Source organism: Ferrovibrio sp., assembly GCF_019636075.1.
In the GTDB taxonomy this organism is placed as follows: Bacteria; Pseudomonadota; Alphaproteobacteria; order Ferrovibrionales; family Ferrovibrionaceae; genus Ferrovibrio.
Map to the genome: position 1 here is coordinate 18,744 of NZ_JAHBYG010000040.1, position 19,444 is coordinate 38,187.

Annotated in this window: 15 protein-coding genes; 9 read left to right on the forward strand and 6 right to left on the reverse strand. The window is 62.1% G+C overall.

Annotated elements, in window-relative coordinates; genetic code table 11:
- Positions 1–130 precede the first annotated feature (130 nt).
- Positions 131–1,372 carry an EAL domain-containing protein gene (locus KF827_RS15385; protein WP_291007253.1) on the forward strand — a complete coding sequence of 414 codons (1,242 nt, stop codon included), beginning with the start codon at positions 131–133 and terminating at the stop codon, positions 1,370–1,372.
- A gap of 90 nt (positions 1,373–1,462) precedes the next feature.
- Here KF827_RS15385 and KF827_RS15390 read toward each other — a convergent pair whose 3' ends face one another.
- The gene (locus tag KF827_RS15390) at positions 1,463–1,741 is read right to left on the reverse strand and encodes a hypothetical protein (RefSeq protein WP_291007255.1); all 279 of its coding nucleotides are present in this window, start codon (positions 1,739–1,741) and stop codon (positions 1,463–1,465) included.
- A 179-nt stretch (positions 1,742–1,920) separates the two neighbouring features.
- On the opposite strand from KF827_RS15390, the gene KF827_RS15395 reads away from it, so the two are divergent.
- On the forward strand, positions 1,921–3,060 hold the full coding sequence (locus KF827_RS15395) for a hypothetical protein (protein ID WP_291007256.1): 1,140 nt from the start codon (positions 1,921–1,923) through the stop codon (positions 3,058–3,060).
- Here KF827_RS15395 and KF827_RS15400 read toward each other — a convergent pair.
- Complete coding sequence (locus tag KF827_RS15400; RefSeq protein WP_291007257.1) at positions 3,054–3,851, reverse strand: PepSY domain-containing protein; 798 nt, start codon at positions 3,849–3,851, stop codon at positions 3,054–3,056. The genes KF827_RS15395 and KF827_RS15400 overlap by 7 nt on opposite strands.
- A 37-nt stretch (positions 3,852–3,888) precedes the next feature.
- Entirely contained in the window at positions 3,889–6,081 is a 2,193-nt protein-coding gene (locus KF827_RS15405; protein ID WP_291007259.1) for a TonB-dependent receptor, read from the reverse strand.
- A 283-nt stretch (positions 6,082–6,364) separates the two neighbouring features.
- Here KF827_RS15405 and KF827_RS15410 point away from each other — a divergent pair, with 283 nt between their 5' ends.
- The 7 genes from KF827_RS15410 (at position 6,365) to rpmG (ending at position 15,899) form a co-directional block, all read left to right on the forward strand.
- Positions 6,365–6,871: a PAS domain-containing protein gene (locus KF827_RS15410; protein ID WP_291007261.1), complete on the forward strand. Its 507-nt coding sequence runs from the start codon at positions 6,365–6,367 to the stop codon at positions 6,869–6,871.
- Positions 6,872–6,985: 114 nt separating this feature from the next.
- Positions 6,986–9,694, forward strand: a complete 2,709-nt coding sequence (gene topA, locus KF827_RS15415) for a type I DNA topoisomerase (protein ID WP_291007263.1) — start codon at positions 6,986–6,988, stop codon at positions 9,692–9,694.
- A 1-nt stretch (position 9,695) separates the two neighbouring features.
- Positions 9,696–11,987 (forward strand): ribonuclease R, encoded by a 2,292-nt coding sequence (gene rnr / locus KF827_RS15420; protein ID WP_291007265.1) that lies wholly within the window; start codon positions 9,696–9,698, stop codon positions 11,985–11,987.
- Positions 11,988–12,193: 206 nt separating this feature from the next.
- Entirely contained in the window at positions 12,194–14,101 is a 1,908-nt protein-coding gene (locus KF827_RS15425; protein ID WP_291007267.1) for a methyl-accepting chemotaxis protein, read from the forward strand.
- 85 nt (positions 14,102–14,186) lie between these two features.
- Positions 14,187–14,882, forward strand: a complete 696-nt coding sequence (locus tag KF827_RS15430; RefSeq protein WP_291007270.1) for an NUDIX hydrolase — start codon at positions 14,187–14,189, stop codon at positions 14,880–14,882.
- A 30-nt stretch (positions 14,883–14,912) separates the two neighbouring features.
- Positions 14,913–15,611 (forward strand): NUDIX domain-containing protein, encoded by a 699-nt coding sequence (locus KF827_RS15435; RefSeq protein WP_291007272.1) that lies wholly within the window; start codon positions 14,913–14,915, stop codon positions 15,609–15,611.
- 120 nt (positions 15,612–15,731) lie between these two features.
- Complete coding sequence (gene rpmG / locus KF827_RS15440) at positions 15,732–15,899, forward strand: 50S ribosomal protein L33 (RefSeq protein ID WP_291007274.1); 168 nt, start codon at positions 15,732–15,734, stop codon at positions 15,897–15,899.
- A 92-nt stretch (positions 15,900–15,991) separates the two neighbouring features.
- Here the strand turns inward: rpmG and KF827_RS15445 are convergent, their stop codons facing one another.
- The 3 genes from KF827_RS15445 to KF827_RS15455 form a co-directional block, all read right to left on the reverse strand.
- Positions 15,992–17,278 (reverse strand): MFS transporter, encoded by a 1,287-nt coding sequence (locus tag KF827_RS15445; protein WP_291007276.1) that lies wholly within the window; start codon positions 17,276–17,278, stop codon positions 15,992–15,994.
- Entirely contained in the window at positions 17,275–17,655 is a 381-nt protein-coding gene (locus tag KF827_RS15450; RefSeq protein ID WP_291007278.1) for a hypothetical protein, read from the reverse strand. Before KF827_RS15450 ends, KF827_RS15445 begins: the two co-directional genes overlap by 4 nt.
- Positions 17,656–17,768: 113 nt before the next feature.
- Positions 17,769–19,444: TonB-dependent receptor (locus tag KF827_RS15455; protein ID WP_291007280.1), on the reverse strand; the 1,676-nt coding region annotated here is incomplete at its 5' end.

A 19,444-nucleotide genomic window follows, 5' to 3' on the forward strand; every position in this document is an offset into this window, starting at 1 on the left:
AAAACGAGTGGTTTGATTTAATACATACAATTTATATGATCAAAATCGCACTATATACGCAAGCGCAGCCTGGAAAAGCCAGTCCAGTTGAAATACAATCGCAAAATCCTATCCAGGCGAGATTTGCTATATGTATAGCGGCGCTGAAGCGGCGGCAGGCAATTCCCTCCCCTTTACCCAGCTTTTTGAACATGGCATCGGCGCTGAAGGCACCGAGCGCATGCTGCGCGCGATCCGAAAACACCTGAACATGGATGTTGCCTTCATCTCGCAGTTCACGCCGCCAGACCGCGTGCTGGAATATGTGGACAGCGTTCCCAATGGCCCATTGCACCAGTATCAGCGCATTCCGCTTGAAGAGGGCTATTGCCTCAAGGTGGTTCGGGGCGAATTGCCGGAATACATTCCGGATACTTCCCGGATACCGGCCACGCTGGATATTCCAGCCACCCATGCCATCCCGATCGGTTCGCATCTGAGCGTCCCCGTGCGGCTCGAGGATGGCCAAGTCTATGGCACGTTATGTTGCTTCAGCTATCTGCCGAACCCATTGCTGACCGAGCGCGACATGCAATTGATGCGGGCTTTGGCCGAAGTGCTCGCTGTTCGCCTGGATGAAAACGAAGCCATCCGCCGCGAACGACAAGGCCTCGCCGATGAAATCCACGCAGCGATGGCCCAGGGCGCGCCGCGCATTGTATTCCAGCCGATCTACCACATCGCCGAACAGCGGATCCGGGGCTTCGAGTGCCTGTCCCGCTTCGATATCGAACCGAAACGCTCGCCGGGCGAATGGTTCGATCTGGCAGGCCAGGCAAATCTGAACCTGGAACTCGAACTGCACGCCATCGGCAAGGCGCTTCCAGCGCTAAAGCAATTGCCCGAGAACATCAGCCTGAGCGTCAACAGCTCGCCGCAACTGATCCTGTCCGGCCAATTGCAGACATTGCTGAACCAGATAGGCGACCTCTCCCGCGTGGTGATCGAGATTACCGAACATGCCATCGTGCCCGATTATGCCGAACTCTCGAAGGCGCTTGCGCCGTTCCGGCTGCGTGGCGCCCGCCTGGCCGTGGACGATGCCGGCGCCGGCTATTCCAGCATGCGCCACATCCTCAATCTGGCACCGGAAATCATCAAGTTGGATATGAGCCTCACCCGGCATATCGACACCGATTACAAGCTCCGCGCCCTGGCCAAGGGGCTGACCAGCTTCGCCCATGAAATCGGCAGCCTGGTGATCGCGGAAGGCGTGGAGAACCGGCAGGAACTCGACATGCTGCAACGGATCGGCGTGGATTGTGCGCAGGGCTACCTGCTTTCCAAACCCATGGATATCGAAGCGGCCAGGGTTTTCACCATCCCCTGGTGATCGCTGCCGGCCAGTAACGGGCAGGCAAAAGCCATAAAAAAACCGCTGCCCGGCACCTGCCTGGCAGCGGCTATTGTATGCAGACGAAACTCAACCGCCCGAGCAGGACTTACCGATCTTGCCGCCCGCTTCGGCGCCAACCGCCTGCGGATTGCCTTTGATCTTGCCGGCTTGGGCCAATGCCCGCACCTGGGTGGAAACCGCCCCCTGAATGCCGGCAGGGCCGGAACCGCAAAGCTTGGCCTTGTCGGGGTTGGCGGCCGTTACGGCGCTCACCACGGCATCCACTTCTGCCGGATTTTCCGCCGCCTGGGCAAGCGGAGCCGCCAGTATCAAAGCCGCGGCCAAAACAGCAAATTTAAAGGTCATTGCTCTCTCCCGGTTAAGTTATGGTCGCCATCGCAACGCCCATTTATAGAAGTTGCAGTGTTAACGACGCACGCATATTAAGAATTTTAAAGTTCCGACGCATCGCTCAAACAAGGTATAACCGCAGAATATCTACCTATACATGCATTGCATGGGCAGGTGTCTTGCGGGAGGGGTGCTTGGATATCGTCCAGTTCTCTGCCTTGGTCGAATCCCTCTACGAGGCGGCCGTGGCGCCGATGGGCTGGCAGGGCATTTCCACCCGCATTGCCACCGCTTTCAACGCCGGAAGCTGCGCCTTACAGATCCGCGATACAGCGGCCCCGCAAACGGCGATCACGTCTTTCACCGACAATTACGACGCCAAGTCGCTCAGCGATTACGAAAACTATTTCCATGCCCGCGATCCTTATGTGGAGGCTGGGCTGAAAGCCGGAATCGGGATTCCGCTGTTGAGCCATGAAGTGATCACCGAGCGGGATTTCCTGAAGTCCGAGCTCTATTATGATTTCGGCAAACGCATCGGCGTCTGCCATCTGGTGGGTGCGATGCTGCCGATCAATGCCAGCAGCATCGGCGGTATCGGCATTCATCGCGCACACGACCGCCCTGTTTTCAGCCCCGAGGATAAACAGAATTTCGGCCTGCTGCTGCCGCATCTGATCCGCGCGCTGCAAATGCATCATCGCTTGAACGGCATCGATCGTCAGCGCCAGATCGGTTTCGAGGCCCTGGAGGCATTGGGCATCGGCGTGGTGGCGGTGAACGAATTCGGCAAAGTGCTGTTCGCCAACCGCGTCGCTTCGGCCCTGCTGCAAACCGGCCAGGGCATCACGATCAGTCAGGGCCATCTGCGTGCCGAAATCGCCGCCCGCAATCCGCCGCTGCAAAAAGCCATGCAGGATGCCGGCAGGATGCGTCGCGGCACGTCGATATCGGCCGGCGGCCTGATCGCCCTGCCCCGCCGCATGGGCGAGCCATTGTCGCTGCTGATATGCCCGGCCCCCGCCGATGCCTTGGGCGGCGACCTTGATGGCACAACGGCGATCATCTTCGTGAACAATCCCGACAGCGAACGCAGCCCCAGCCATGCGGCGCTGATGTCGCAATTCGGCCTCACGCCAGCAGAGGCCAAACTCGCCGCCGGCCTGCTGGATGGCGACCAGCTTGAGGAATATGCCAGCCGCAGCGGCGTCAGCCTGCATACCGTGAAAACGCAACTGAAGCAGGTTTTCGCCAAAACCGGCTGCACACGCCAGGCCGAATTCATCCGCCTGGCGTTGTCCAATCCCGTGCTGCGGCTCTGCCGGAGCTACTGATGCCTTGCTGCCACGGGCATCTGACGCTCGCGCCGTAGGCGTTCATAACGAGCCTGCAAGCGTTGGCGGCGCGCCCGCAGCCACATCACCAGGCCCGATACCGCCAGAAACACCAGCGCCGCGCCGGTAATGTCGATCCACAACCATTCCAATTGCCGGCCCAGGATCGCCTTGCCGGTATGCAGGTCCAGCACCAGGCGGCCAAGATTGGTGGCGCGCGGATCGATGCCGCTCTGTTCGGCGATTGCGCGAGCGGCCGCGTTCTCGCTTTGCCACTGAATGCCGCCATCCATGGATACCGCCAGCCCGCGTTCGCGCGTGGCGGCCAGGATCGCGCCATCGGGCCGGACATTCACCGACCAGGCCTCGGCTTTCAGCACATGGCGCCATGTGCCATCGGCATCGCGCAGCCAGATGCCGTTGCGCGCGGCGCCATAGAGCCTGCCATCGGCGATGGCCAGATCGCGCATCTCCGTGCCGCGCAATGCCGCGATGGTTTCCACCTGGCCATCGCGCAGGGCAAACAAACCCTGCCGGGTGGCGATGTAATCGGTATCCAGCAGGCGTTGGGCGGCGCGGATTTCGATTCCGGTCGCGGCATCGCCATAGGCCGGCAGCCAATCCGCCACCACCGATATCTGGCGCAGACCGAGCGCCCGGTCATGGGCCAGCAGGATGGCCGTCACCGCCACCAGCAGCAATGGCAACGACAGCACGATCCCGAGCCATTTATGCCACCAGCGCCATTGCATGGGCGGCTTCAGCGGGTTGCGCCGATACGGTTGAGACATGTGGGGCTGTCCTTCGCGTGGCGTTTTGTTCGTCGGGTCAGAACGTGGAAACCAACCGCATGTAGATCGAGCGGTAGGTCGGCTCGTCGGTGATCGACTGGGCGGTGAGCGCACCGGCCGCGTTGAGCGTGCGGTCGCTGCGCTTCTCGCTGGCGGCAAGCACGTTCAGCGCCGAGACACTGAGCGATACATCCTTGGTCAGTTCCACCCGGGCCGAAAGATCCAAGCGGGCCGCCGCGCCAACATCGGCGATCTGCGACGTACCATCGGCCAGACGGTTATTCTGCACATAGCCGCTGTTCAGGTTCACGCTGGCCCCGAGCGTCGTGCGCAGATACGGCACGAACCAGTCGATACCGATATTGCCCACATAATCGGGCTGATCCAGGAAACGGCGGGTCTGCCCGGTGGCCTTGGCTTCCACTTCGGTGAATACACGGGTGGCATTGCCCCACAATGTAAGGTTTTCCAGATTGATGAAGGTCAGCGGCAGGCGGCCCTCAAGCTCCAGGCCATACATCTTGCCATCGCCCACATTCTGGCCGCGCGAAACGAAGCGGCCGCCCTCATTGGCCAGGATATTCTCGATCTTGTCGGAGAAGCGGCGGGCAAACGCATTGACGCCGAGCAGGCCGCGATTGTTCCAGAAATACTGGTCCAACCCCATATCCAGGCCCCAGATCGCTTCCGGCGAAATGTTGGGATTGCCGCCCACATCGGGGTTGGCCACGGTGCCGCCATTGGTGACGACGCTGGGCGACAATTCACGCAGATCGGGCCGCCGCAGCGTGCGCGCAATGCCGGCACGAAAATCCAGATCGCCGGGGAAGGAATGCACATAATGCGCCGATGGCAGCAGGAAGAAGCTGTCCTTCTCGGTGCTGGCGCCGAAGAAATCGGTTGCCTTGGTGCTGGTATCCTCGGCGCGCAGGCCATAGGTCAGGCGGTCGCTGGGCGTGATGCGGAAACTATCCTGCACAAAGCCGTTGCGGCGCACTTCCTCGATCCCGTAGCGGCGGTTGCGGGTCGGCGCATCGGCCACGCCATTGGTGATCGAGCTGTTATCTTCATCGCGGGTGGAATTGCTGTAATCGGTGCCGAATTGCAATTCATGGCCGTCGAGCTGATGCTTCAGCACCAGGGCTGGGCTGTAGCGTTCCAGCTCGATGTTTTCGGTGCGGTTGCGCACGCGGTTGGCCACGCCGGCGGCAGTGTAGCGCGTGGCACGGCGCAGGGTGTCTTCGCTGGCCTGCTGGTAATCCAGGCTCAAAGTCAGATCGGTCTGGCTGTCGAATTCATGGGTCCAAGACCCGTTGACGCCGTAATTCTCACGCTCGCGGGTGCGCTTCTCCACTTCGCGGGTATTGATGTTGACCTGATTGGCCTGCAACACCGTGGAGATATCGTTGCGCAATTCGCGGGTGCGCAGATAGGACGGCTCCAGCCGCAGGGTATCCTGATCGCCCACCTGCACCTGGAAGGATGGCGTGAGGTTGATCTGATCGAAACGCCGCTCGTTCTTTTCCAGCGTGCCGCCATTGGCGCCGCCGGCCGCGTTATAGGTCAGCGTATCCTTGCTTTCGTTGCGGCGCTGGCGCTGCACGCCGCCCGACAGAACCGCGCTCCACGGACCGGCGTTGAAGGCTTGCAGGAAAGTGGCATCGCCCAGCGGGCCGTTCTCGCCCAGATACCCGGCGCCAACACCCGCCTCGCGGCGCGGCGCCATGTTCTGGTTCTTCAGGATGATGTTCACCGTGCCGGCCGAGCCCTGGCCATCCATGCTGGCCAGCGGCGAGCGGATGATTTCCACCCGCTCCACCATCGAGCTTGGGATACGGTCCACCTGCACGCTACGCTTGGAATTGCCGTCGATCAGCGGGCGGCCATTCACCAGCACCTGGGAATATTCCACGCCGATGCCGCGCAACTGCACGTCGCGGGCGCGATTGCCGCCCGGGAAGGTCACGCCCGGCAGCCGGCGCAAGGCATCGCCCAGCGGCTGATCGCCAAACTGGTTGAGCTGCTCTGCCTCGATCACCGTCTTGGCATTCGGGGCCTCGCGCTTGTCGATGATCGCGCGCTGGGCGGCGTTGTTGATCGCCTCGCCTTCGATTGTAACGGCGGGGAGGACCGCCGGGGCGTTTTCCGTGTTCCCCTGCTGCGCCATCGCGCCAGCTGCATAAAACGCCAAAAGCCCGACCGGCAGGCCGAAAACACCACGCATACGCATTGGATTCCCCATACTTATCTAATTCTGTTTGCTCAATAATTTTTGCTGGAGCAGCCAGGGCTGCCGCGGTTTTAAGCCGGGCAAGAGCTTCAGGTGAATCTGCTTCTAACACTCATTCTTATCTAAATCTAGCAACTAAGAATTATTTGCTGTAGTAAATTTGTAATATGACAGAGCCGGGAAACACCGCCCTGCCTCGCCTCGCTGGCTGTTCATTCCGCCAACCAGCGGTTATAGTTAACAAAATCCTAACGCCCGATTCGCCGCTCGAGTTGCCATACCCATGCCGGACGCAGCATCCCTATCGGATTCAGGGCCCCAGCTGAGCCTGCCCACCCTGCGTGCGCTTTACGCCTATTGGGCCGAAAAGCGCCGGGGCCGGCCCATGCCAGACCGAGCCGATATCGATCCCATCGAGATGCGGGCCTGGCTGGGCCATCTCATGCTGGTCGAGCGCAAGCCGGATGGCGACTATATATATCGTCTCTACGGCTCGGCCTTCGTGAACCAGTTCAAGGTGGACATGACCGGCCAGGCGATTTCCAGCCTGCCCGCCCCGCAGGCAGACCTGCTACGGGCCGAGTATGATGCCGTGGTCAACTCGGCGGCACCGACCACCCGCCAGTATACCGCGCAATTCGAATCCACCTCGCGTGATAAGCGTTCTTCCTGGGCCGTGGAACGTAGCTGGGAGCGCCTGGTGCTGCCGCTGAGCAATGGCGGCAATGCCGTGGGCATGTTGCTGGTAGCCGCTTATCCCATTGAAAATACACCAGAAAACCAGGATTAAGCGATCCCTCCCAAGGCTGCGATTTGACAGTGCGGGCGGTTTTGTCCATGGTCCAGGCGCCTTCAACAGCTCCGCCCCTGCCGGCCGGGCCCTAAAAGAGATATTCGTTTCCCGATGAAAGTCGTTGTTGTCGAAAGCCCGGCCAAAGCCAAAACCATCGAGAAATATCTGGGGCCCGGGCACCGTGTTCTGGCCTCTTTCGGGCATGTGCGCGACCTGCCGCCCAAGGATGGTTCGGTGGAGCCCGACAAGGACTTCGCCATGCATTACGAGATGTCTGGCCGGGGCAACGATTCCGTGCGGGCAATCGCCACCGCCCTGAAAGAGGCCGACAGCCTGGTACTGGCCACCGACCCCGACCGCGAGGGCGAGGCGATTTCCTGGCATGTGCTGGAGGCCCTGGAAAACCGCAAGGTGGTGAAGGGCAAGCAGGTTAGCCGGGTGGTGTTCAACGAGATCACCAAGACGGCCGTCACCGAGGCGATGCGCAATCCGCGCGATATCGACATGGACCTGGTGAATGCCCAGCAGGCCCGCCGCGCGCTGGATTACCTGGTCGGCTTCACGCTCTCGCCCGTCATGTGGCGCAAACTGCCGGCCGCCAAATCGGCTGGTCGCGTGCAATCCGTGGCGCTGCGCCTGATCTGCGAACGCGAGACCGAGATCGAGGCTTTCCGCGCCCGCGAATACTGGACCATCGCCGGCGATTTCCTGAATGCCGATGGCCAGAAGGTTTCCGCCCGCCTGGTGGAACTGGCCGGCAAGAAGCTGGACAAGTTCGACCTGAATAACCAGCAGACGGCGGAAGCCGCCGTCGCCAAGCTGAGCGGCCTGAAATATTCCGTCGCCGATATCAGCATCAAGCCGGCCAAGCGCAATCCCTACCCGCCTTTCACCACCTCGACGCTACAGCAGGAAGCCGCGCGCAAGCTGGGCTTCAGCGCGGCATTCACCATGCAGCTGGCCCAGCGCCTGTATGAAGGTGTGGATATCGGCGGCGAAACCACCGGCTTGATCACCTATATGCGTACCGATGGCGTGAGCATGGCCGACGAGGCGATCCGCGCCGCCCGCGATGTAATCGCCGAGGATTTCGGCCGCGATGCGGTGCCGCAAAGCTGGCGCGTCTACAAGAGCAAGCAGAAGAATGCGCAGGAAGCCCATGAGGCGATCCGCCCCACCGATTTCCGCCGCCGGCCGCGCGCCGTGGCGCGCTATCTGGACGAAGCGCAGCTCAAGCTTTACGACCTGATCTGGACCCGCGCGCTGGCCAGCCAGATGGAAAGCGCCGAGTTGGAGCGCACCACCATCGACATCCGCGATGCTGCGAATACCGGAGGTTTCCGTGTCACCGGCACCGTGGTGCTGTCGCCCGGCTTCCTGAAATTGTACGAGGAAGGCATCGACGACAAATCCGCCGATGACGAGGAAGGCGCCCGCCTGCCCAAGCTTGCCGTCGGCGACAAGCTGGATACCCAGGGCATCATCCCGGAACAGCATTTCACCGAGCCGCCACCGCGTTTTTCGGAAGCCAGCCTGGTGCGCAAGCTGGAAGAACTCGGCATCGGCCGACCCTCCACCTATGCCGCCATCCTGGAAGTGCTGCGGGCGCGCAGCTATGTGAAGATGGAAGCCAAGCGTTTCGTGCCGGAAGATGCCGGCTGGCTGGCCTACGCCTTCCTGGTCAGTTTCTTCGATCAGTATTTCGCCTATGACTTCACCGCCAATCTGGAGGAGAAGCTGGACGAAATCGCCGAGCATAAGCTGGACTGGAAAAAGGTGCTGGAAGATTTCTGGCGCGATTTCAGCCGTGGCGACGACGACCATGTTTCGGTGAAGGATGCCATCACCCGCATCGACGAGAATATGGGTCGGCGCGGCGAAGTGCTGGATGCCATCAACAAAATGCTGGAAGCGCATTTCTTTCCGGCACGCGGCGATGGCCATGATCCTCGCCTCTGCCCGGCCTGCAACAAGGGCCAGCTCGGCATCAAGGCCGGCCGCACCGGCGCCTTCATCGGCTGCTCGGATTATCCCGACTGCCGCTATACCCGCCCGCTTGCCGCCGGCGGCGCCGATGGCGAAATGGCTTTGTCCGGTCCGCAGGAATTGGGCAAGGACGAAAACGGCGTGGATGTCACCTTGCGCCAGGGCCCGTTCGGCCCCTATGTGCAGCTCGGCGAGGCCGAAGGCAAGCAGAAGCCCAAACGCGCCTCGCTGCCCAAGGGCCTGCCCGCCGATGAAGTGACATTGGAACTCGCGCTCAAACTGCTGGCGCTGCCGCGCGTGGTCGGCCTGCATCCGGAAACGCAGAAAGAGATTCTCGCCGGCCTTGGCCGCTTCGGCCCGTATCTGCTGCATGACGGCAAATACGCCAAGCTGAAGGACGCCATGGAGGCGCTGGAAATCGGCATCAACCATGCCGTGGAAAAAATCGCCGCTGCCGCCGCGCGCGGCCCTGGCCGCAAGCGCCCGGAACCGAAACCTTTGCGCACCATCGGCAACCATCCCGAGGATGGCGAGCCGGTGAATGTGATCGACGGCCGCTATGGGCCTTACTTGAAACATGGCGCCACCAATGCGCCGGTTCCGCGCGGCGAGGATCACACCACCATATCGCTGGAAGCCGCCGTAGCAGCGATTGCGGCGCGGGCCAAATCCGGCAAGGGCGGCAAGAAGGCTGCGCCGAAAAAGGCTGCGCCCAAGAAAGCCGCCGCGCCCAAGGCCGAAAAGCCCGCCGCTAAAAAAGCTGCCGTGAAGAAGGCCGCGCCGAAAAAGGCCCCAGCCAAGAAGAGCGCGGGCAAGAAGGACGCAGCGGAATAACGTGGCGAAGAAGCCCAAAGGCAGCCTTCCCTCCAAGCAGGATATCCTGCGCTTCATCGCCGATAATCCCGGCAATGTGGGCAAACGCGAGATTGCCAAGGCTTTCAAGATCGGCCCGGCCGATCGCGTGGCGCTGAAGGCCCTGCTGCGCGAAATGAAGCGCGAGGGCGAAGTGACGCCGGCCCAGGGCCAGCGCGTTACGCCCAAGGGCATGCTGCCGGAATTCTGCCTGGCCGATATCGTGCGCCTCACCCGCGATGGCGATCTTGTGGCCAAGCCGGTGGAATGGACCGGCGAAGGCGACCCGCCGCAGATCGACCTGAGCATCGGCGCCACACGTGGGCGCGAATTGGGCGCTGTGGGCGTGGGCGACCGCGTGCTGGCGAAAATCCGCCAGGCCGGCAGCCACCGCTATCAGGGCCGTGTGGTGCGCGTGCTGGAAAGCCGCGAACAGCCTGTGCTTGGGCTGCTTTATGCCACCGACGACGGCAGCTTCATGCTGCAACCCACCGACCGCAAAATCCGCCATGAATATGTGGTGGCAGCCGACCATACCGGCAATGCCAAGGCCGGCCAGCTTGTGGTGGCCGAACCGCTTGCCGGCCGCCGCTTCGGCCAGCGCCCGGCGCGCGTCATCGAAGTGGTGGGCGATGCAGCCGATCCGCGCGCACTCAGCCTGATTGCCATCCACACCCATGGCATCCCCACCGCCTTCAGCGCGGAAGCCGAGATGGAGGCCGCCAAGGCAAAGGCCGTCACCGCGAAAGACCGCGAGGATCTGCGCAAGGTGCCGCTGATCACCATCGACCCGGAAGATGCCCGCGATCACGACGACGCGGTATTCGCCGAACCAGACGACGATCCGAACAATCCCGGCGGCTGGCATGCCATCGTGGCCATCGCCGATGTGGCGCATTATGTGCGCCCCAACTCCGCGCTGGACCGCGAAGCGCGCACCCGCGGCAATTCCACCTATTTTCCCGATCGCGTGGTGCCGATGCTGCCCGAGACTCTCTCGGCCGATCTCTGCTCACTGATGGATGGCAAGGATCGCGCGGCGCTTGCGGTGCATTTGTGGTTCGATGCCGATGGCAACAAGCGGCGGCACAGATTCTGCCGCGCCATCATCCGCGTGGCGGCAGGCCTGCATTACGCCCAGGTGCAGCAAGCCATCGATGGCCATCCAGACGATGCTTCCGACCGCTGGCTGGAGGGTGTGTTGAAGCCGCTCTATGCCTGCCATGCGGCGCTGAACAAGGCACGTGCCGCCCGCCAGCCACTCTCGATCACCTCCGCCGAACGCCGGGTGATGATCGGGTCTGACGGCGGCATCGCGGCGATCCGCCCGCGCGAACATCTGCTGGCGCATCAGGTGATCGAGGATTACATGATCGCCGCCAACGTGGCCGCGGCCGAAGAGCTGGAGAAGCATCGTCAGCCCTGCATGTATCGCGTGCACGAGCCGCCCTCGCCCGACAAGGTGGACAGCACACGGCGCTTTCTCGAAACCCTGGATCTGCGGCTGGCCAAGGGCCAGGTGCTGCGGCCACAACATTTCAATCGTGTGCTGGAAATGGTGAAGGGCAGCGAGCATGAGCGGCTGGTCAACACCGTGGTGCTGCGCACCCAAATGCAGGCTTATTACAGCGCCAAGAACCAGGGCCATTTCGGCCTGAACCTGAGCCGCTATGCGCATTTCACCTCGCCGATCCGCCGCTATAGCGACGTGCTGGTGCATCGCGGACTGGTGAGTGCATTAGGCCTGGGCAATGACGGACTGACCGACCCTGACCGCGCGGCCTTCGACAATATCGCCGAGCATATCTCGTTTACCGAACGCCGCTCGATGCTGGCCGAGCGCGATGCGATGGACCGCTTCGTGGCTGCCTTCATGGCCGAGCATGTGGGGGCGGATTTTTCCGCGCATATCACATCCGTCAACCGCTTCGGCCTGTTCGTGGAGCTGGACGAGACCGGCGCCGACGGCTTTGTGCCGATGTCTAGCCTGGGCGACGATTTCTACCAGCATGACGAAGCCCGCCATGCCCTAGTGGGCCGCCGCACCAACAAACGCTATCGCTTGGGCGATGCCGTAGCCGTGCGGTTGATGGAAGCCACCCCGGTAACCGGTGGCCTGCGGTTTGACCTGCTCAGCCGCGAAGGTACACCGCTGGGCGGCAGCCGCTCGGGCACCAGAGGCGCACCTGGCCGCGGCGGCAAACCGAATTTCAAAAAACCCAAACAGGGCCGCCCCTCGCATATCAAGAATACGCGCAACCCGAAAAAACGCTGAGCCGGCATTACCGCCCGGTAATAAAAGGCGCGTATCTGCAAATCACTCGCGGCATTAGCGTAAAATAACCCCTTTGGCGCAATTCACCCCATTTTCCTCGCCTAAAAATAGCAGTAGGAGTCGGGCGATTTCAGGCGTCGCCACTCAGACGGTGTAATCCTTTTCGGCTGCAGGCGACATGTCGTGTGGTTTCCTGGGAGGGAAACATGGCCAAAACTGGTTCCTCGCTCACCATCAATCTGAAGCTCGGCATCGTGTTCGCAGCCTTGCTGGCAATCTTCCTCGGCTTCGGCACATTCGTGATTGCCCGCATGGCAGACATGAACAGCCGCAGCGACGAAATCCGCACCAACTGGCTGCCCTCCGTCCGCGTGGTGGATGATATCACCCTATCGGCAACCGAGTTCCGCGTGATCCAGGTGCGCCATATCCTGAGCACCGATCAAGCCGCCATGCGCGTTGTGGAGAAAGAGCTGGAAGACAAGCTGGCGCAATTGCAGAAGCTGCGCCGCGATTACGAACCGATGATAGATAGCGAGGCGGAGCGTACGATCTACCGCAACTTCGAACAGAACTGGCAAGCCTTCATGGCCGCCCATGAAGAGTTGCTGGAACTGTCGCGCCGCAATGAAAACGACAAGGCGCTTGCGCTGTATCAGGGGCGCGCCAAACAGATGTTCGATGCCGCCAGCAAAAATCTGCATGATTCCAGCGACCTGAATTATAAGAGCGCGCTGAACGAAGCCAATGCATCCGAGACGGCCTATCTGACCTCGCGGCTGTATATCTGGATCGCCATGGGTTTTGTCACCGCCATGATCATCGGCGCCATCATCCTGGTGATGCTGATGGTAAGCCGCCGCCTGCGTGCCTTGGAGGCCCGCATGAGCAGCATGGCGCAAAAGGATTACGAAGCCAGTGTGCCTTACACCGATGCCGGCGATGAAATCGGCTCGATGGCGCGCACGCTGCTGATCTTCCGCGATGGCTTGAAGGAAGCCGAACGCCTGACCCAGGCGCAGATCGAAACCGATCGCCGCACCGCCGAACAGACCCGGCAGCAGATGGAACGCGAACGCCAGGCGGCGGCGGAAATCGCCACGCTGGTGGATGCCGTAGCCAAGGGCGATGTTTCGCGCCGGCTCTCCACCGATGGCAAGGATGGCGTTTTCCTCTCCATGTCGGAAGGCATCAATCGCCTGACAGCCGCCATCGAAACGGTGATGACGCAGGTTGGCGGCGTGCTCTCGGCGATGTCGAATGGCGATATGTCGAAGCGCATCAGCGGCAATTTCGAAGGCATATTCGGCCGCATGCGCGACGACGCCAATAAGATGGGCGAAACCCTGGGCGGCATCGCCACGCGGCTGACCGAGACCGCCAACGAGGTGAACAACGCCGCCAGCGAAATCTCCGCCGGCAGCCAGGATCTGGCGCAGCGTACCGAAAGCCAGGCAGCCTCCATCGAGGAAACCGCAGCCTCGATGCATGAAATCACCACCACCGTGCGGCAGAATGCCGATAATGCCATGGCCGCCAACCAACTGGCTTCGGCAGCACGTGACTCCGCCGAAAAGGGCGGCGGCATCACCCAACAGGCCATCGAGGCCATGGGCCGCATCGAGCAGAGCGCGGGCAAGATTTCCGACATCGTGTCGTTGATCGACGAGATCGCCTTCCAGACCAACCTGCTGGCCTTGAATGCCAGCGTGGAAGCCGCGCGCGCGGGCGAAGCCGGCAAGGGTTTCGCCGTGGTGGCACAGGAAGTGCGTGCGCTGGCGCAGCGCTCGGCCAATGCCTCAAAGGATATCAAGGCGCTGATCAACGAGTCCAACGCGCAGGTGAAGTCCGGCGCCACGCTGGTGAACCAGACCGGCGGCTCGCTGATGGAGATCGTCACCGCGATCAAGAAAGTGTCGGACATCATGGCGGAAATCGCCGCAGCCAGTCAGCAGCAATCCACCGGGCTGGATCAGGTGAACACCGCCGTGGGGCAGATGGACGAACTCACCCAGCGCAACGGCGCCCTGGTGGAGGAAACCTCGGCCTCGGCGCAATCGCTGGCCGGCCAGGCGCAGGAACTCAACAATCTGGTGCGGTTCTTCAAGATCTGAGACGAAATCGCGAACCCGGTGCGGGCCGGAAAAACCATTTGCCTCGACTCGGTTTTCCGGCCCTAAACTCGGGATTATGACAGACGTGAAACAGAAGCCGGCGCCGCTGCGGATCCGGGATGCCGCTACGCTTATTCTCTACCGCAAGAGCCGCGATACGCTGGAAGTGCTGATGGGCGAACGCGGCAGCGGCCATGCCTTTCTGCCCAACCGCTATGTGTTTCCCGGCGGCAAGCTGGACATCAACGATTACCGCATCCGCCCGGCCGCCCCGCTCAATCCGGTCAGTCATTCCCGGCTCAGCCGCGCCCGCGTCACCGGGCCGCGCAAGGCAGTGGCATTGGCGCTAGCCGCGATCCGCGAAACCTTCGAGGAAACCGGCCTGCGCATCGCCGCCCCCGCCCCGGCCAAGGCCGGCCCCGCGCCGCGCGGCTGGCGCGGCTTCTGCGCCCCAGACAACCAGCAACCCTGCCTGGCGCCCGACCCTTCCGGCCTGGTCTATATCTGCCGCGCAGTGACCCCGCCCAACCGACCGCGCCGCTTCGATGCCCGCTTCTTCGCGGCACCGGCCGAGCTGGCCCAGGGCGAATTGATCGCCTCGGAAGAACTGGGCAAATTGCATTGGGTGACGCCCGAAGCAGCCGCCAGACTGGAACTGCCCAACATCACCGTGCTGGTGCTGAAGCATCTGGCCGAATGGCTGGATTGCGCCGCCGACCCGGCCCTGCCGGTGCCGTTTTTCCATAATCGCGGCGGCAAGCATATCAACACCCCCGAATGACCAGGATCGGGCCATGAGCGGGGCCAGACCATGAGCGAGTCCGACCTTCCGCCCTTCGCGCGGGGCGTGAACGGGGTGGTGTTCAGCCCGGGCCAGCGCGGGGTGAAGCCCCGCCATGCCGCCAGCCTGATCTTGCTGCGCCAGACTGCAGGCGGGCTGGAAGTGCTGCTTGGCAAACGCGCCCGGCAGCACCGTTTCCTGCCCGATGTGTATGTCTTTCCGGGCGGCCGGGTGGATTCAACCGATTTGTCCGATAATTATTCCAATGATCTGCTGCAAAAGGATTATCTGGCCTTAAGCCAATCCGGTGCACCGGCCCGCCTGGCCCGCGCCCTGGCCGTGGCCGCTTCACGTGAAACCTGGGAGGAAACCGGCCTGGCGCTGGGCCGGGTGCAGGATGGCAGACTATGCCCAGACCTTACCGGCCTGAGCTATCTGGGCCGGGCGATCACCCCGCCGCAAAGCCCGATCCGCTACCATGCCCGCTTCTTCGCCGCCGATGCCGGGCGAGCCAGCGGCGCCCTGCGGGATTCCCACGAATTGCTGGACCTGACTTTCCGGCCGCTGGACCAGGCCCTGCGCCTGCCCCTGGCCGATATCACCGAGTTCATGCTGCTGCGGCTGGCCGAATTGGGGCCGGATCTGCGGCATCCACGCGGCACCGCCTTCTGGAGCTATCGCCTGGGCCGGCCCGTCGTGCGCTGGGAAGCCCCGGAGTGTTTCACGTGAAACACTCTTTGTGCTGATATATTTAGGAATTAATTCTTATGCCCACTTTCCTTGACAAAACCCTGCGAATCCCTATGCTGCGCCAACTTTTCGCACCGCTTTTCCGGAAGAAGTAGAGCCATGGCCAAGCCGACCACCCTGAAGATCAAGCTTATCAGCACCGCCGACACGGGCTTCTTCTACGTGACCAAGAAGAACCCGCGCACCAAGACCGAGAAGCTGAGCTTCAAGAAGTATGATCCGGTGGCGCGCAAGCACGTGGAATTCAAGGAAGCCAAGATCAAGTAAGGCAGCCTTCAGGCGCAAGCCTGAGCCACATATGCAAACGGCGCCTTACGGCGCCGTTTTTCGTTTTGGTTGAAAGCCTGCCGGAATCAGGTTTAGGAAACCTGCATGGCCGGGTGGCTCGGCGGCACCCGCTTCAACGCCGCCCAGAGGCTGACCAGCGACAGCACAGTGGCGATGCCAAACAGCCCAGTATAGCCCAGCGCATCAGCGAGCACGCCGCTGACCAGCGAACCGATCATGAAGACAAAAAGCTGGGCGCAGGATAACAGGGTGAAATCGGTGCCCGCCCGCTCCTTGGCCGCCGCCCCCATGAACAGCGAATACAGCGCCACGATCTCCATGTAGCGCGACACCGTGTTGAGCGCCACCAGGGCGATCAGCAGCCAATGCAGGTGCAGGCCCAGCCCAGCATACAGGCCGCAACCGAGAAACACCCCGGTGCGCAGCAGACCCAGCCCCAGGATGGTCTGCCATAGGCCGGCGCGGCGGATGGTCCAGGCCGCCAGCGCCGCACCGAACAGGCCCGCCGTGGCCGCCGAGGCCCCGGACAGATAGCCGATCACCTCCAACGCCAACCCATTATCCACCAGGAAGGGCTTTTCCATCGCCTTGGTGATGCCTTCCGAGGCACGGTAGATCAGCGCGAAGCCCAGCACCGAATAGGTGACCGGATCCTTCAGCGCGCCGCGCAGCGAGGCACCGGCGGTGCCGATTTGCGGCGCGGGCTGCCCGGCTTGTGTAACGGCGGGCGGCTCGTCCATCAGCAGGGTGAACAGCAATGTCGCCGCCGACAGGCCGGCAAGCACCAGGATGGTGGGGGTCCAGCCGAACTGGTTGTAGAGATAGAGCGTGAGGCTGGAGCCGATCACCACGCCAATCGCCACGCTGCCGCCCTGCACGGCATTGCCACGGGCCCGCTGGTTTGCCTTCAGCCGCTCGGTGGCGTAGCCGTCGGTGGCGATATCCTGGGTTGAGCTGAGCATGATGATGCAAAAGCCCAACCCCAGCACCACCCACATATTGGCAGGCGGCAGAAAAGCAAACAGCACCAGCAGCGCCACCACGCCCAATTGCGTGGGCACGATCCAGGAGCGCCGATGCCCCAGCCGGGCCAGACCGAAAAGCCGCAAGGGCATACGATCCACCAGCGGTGCCCAGAGGAATTTCAGCATCATCGGCGCCATCAACACACCGATCAAACCGATCGCGCTGCGCGATACGCCGCCATCGCGCAGGATGGCCGGCAGGGCCGCTGCATAGAGATACATCGGAATGCCCTGCGCCACATACAGCCCCACCAGGGCAATCAGGATGCGGCGCTGCGCCCCGGCATTGGGTGCGGCTCCGGTGATTGTCCCGGTGATGCTGTGCGTGGTCATGCAGGTGTTTCCAATATGCTACGGGCCCAGGCCAGTGCCTCGGCCTCTGTGTTCACGTTGGCGATGGGAAAAGGCATTGCCTTGCGGAAATTGGCGTCGTCGTGAGTATGCGGGTCGATATCGGCCCGCACCCGCACCATGCCCCGGCAGATCTGCCCCAGATGCGGCCGGTTGCGCTTGAACCACGCCGCCTGCTGCTTGTTGCCTTCATGGGACATGCGGTTTTCGTTACGCAGATCGAGCACCAAGATGAAACCCGGCGGTCGTTCGACCAAAGCCTGCAGGCAATCCAGATAGATGGTTTCGTCTGCCGGCGTGAACCGGCCGACGAAACGCATCACATAGATCGGCGCCTGATCGGTCTCGAAAACAAACATCGCGGATCAGAATTTATGGCTGTAGCGTACCGCCACGGTACGGCCCAGGGCCGCCACACCGGCATTGCGGGTGGCGCTGGCGCTGGGATTATACGCGAAGCGGTCGAACAGATTCAGCTGAGATCTCCCTGCCCAAGCTTGTAATTGGCCAGCGCATTCACCAGGAAGCCGGATTCCAGTTTGGTGACATTGGTGCCATCGAAGCGGGTGCGCGCCGAGTAAAACACCGTTTCGCCATGCAGGCTCCAGTCGCTGTCGATCTCCCAGCCGGCAAACAGCACCAGCTTCAGCGGACTGCCGATGCGGTTGTTGGGCAGATAGGCATCGATATCGCCATCGCGGTTGGAATCGAATTTGCCTTCCTTCCAGGACAACGTACTGCCCAAGGTGATCGCATCAGTGAGGCTGTATTCGCCATAGGCTTCCAGACCGTAGATGCGTTCCTTCTGCTGGCTGATCTGGTTGCTGCTGACGATGAAGGTGGAACCCAGATCGGATTCGGAAACATAACCGCTGACGCCGCCGCTGAGGCGGTCATTCTGGCCGCGCAAGCCCACGTCATAGGTGGTGACCTTCTGCGGCTGCGGACCCAGCAGCGAGAAATTGCTGGTCACGCCCTGCACACCGGCGCGACGGGTGAACCCGCCGTAATCGGGCAGCGAATAGCCCTGCGACATGCCGCCGAAAGCCTCAAGCCCCGGCAGCACATCCACCACCAGGCCCGCGTTATACACCACCGCATCATAGCTGAAGGATCCGCCCCGCACCTTCAGGGCCGCTACTGCAGCGGCGCCCGTGGTATAGGCCGGGCGGGTGAAATCGGCGAGATCCACATCGAAGCGGTCATACCGCGCACCGCCGCGCAGACGCAGCCAATCCAGCACCGGCGCATCCAACTGCGCATAGGCGGCATAATTGTTCTGCTTCATCGGCGCGATGGCATCCACGTTGTCGAGGAATCGCTGGGTGGTCTTGTCCTGGCCGATATCCGCGCCCCAGGTCAGCTTCATGCCGGGCAACAGCATCGGCAGCGGCGTGGTGACGGCGGTTTGCAACGCCATCTGCTGCGAGAACAGCGTGAGCTGGCCGTTGGTGTTGAGCCGGTTGAACGGACCCGACGTGTAATAGACCAGGGTATTGGCAGCCGATAGCGGCGACAGTGCAGTGCGGCGCTCGATATCGCTATAACTCAAATCCAGGCGCAGATTGCCCAGCGCGAAAGCGCCATCGGAATAGCTGGCGCGATAGAATTCAGACCGTTCGGCAATGCTCTGGCCGGTATAGGGGCTGGTGCTGAGCACCGAAACCGGACGGGTGGCGTAATTGGTGAAGTAATCCGGCTCCTGGTCCAGATGCACGGCATTCACCGAAAATTCCAACCGGCGCGCATCGAAACTTTTGCCCAGCTTAACCAAGCCATTGTAATCGGCGATGTTGTCGCCGCCGCCCTGGCCCAGCATGGCGTCGGACGGAATATGGTTGCCGCGCCCATCGTAATAATCGCGGCTGTATTTCGCCGACATGTTGGCCACCACATCCACCAGCCCGGCATCGCCACGGAAACCGGCGGAAAATTCCGGCGCCACGCTGTCGGTGATGTTGGTGGTGAAGGCCCGCAAACCGGCTGAAGCGGTGATTTCCGGCTTGCCGCCGGCAACCGTGTTGCCTTGCTTGGTGATGAAGTTGATGGCACCGCCCGTGGCCCCATTGCCAAACGCCGCCGAGGCGCCGTTGATCACTTCAATGCGCTCGACATTGTTCAGATCCACACCCGACAGCATGCGCGAGA